The 248-nt window shown below is 59.7% G+C and carries 1 pseudogene; it reads right to left on the bottom strand.

The window, feature by feature from the left end:
* Positions 1-248, bottom strand: a pseudogene (locus tag ACZ2IA_RS23190) (IS5/IS1182 family transposase); the annotation flags it as partial.

The following is a 248-nucleotide window of genomic DNA, read 5'->3' as shown; positions in this document are numbered from 1 at the left end:
GCGAGGCGTCGGGCTACCTCCCGGACGGCCTCATGGATACTGCGGGCAATCTTGCGAATCGGTGTATTGGGGCAGCAACGTACTTTCATCGGACAGCTTGTGCAGTCCGCCTGACTGGAACGGTAGATGACGGTATTGGCCTGCGTGATGTGCGAGCACTGGTTCTTGAATGCCCGCCACTCGCTTCGCAGGGGGCGTCCTGCAGGGCAACGGTACTCTCCAGCCGTTTCATCCCAGTGAAAGTCGTT

The sequence above is a fragment of the Crenobacter sp. CS_VA4 genome, assembly GCF_055597485.1.
The sequence above is the reverse complement of the archived record's forward strand: the minus strand, read 5'-3'. Positions and strand labels throughout refer to the sequence as shown.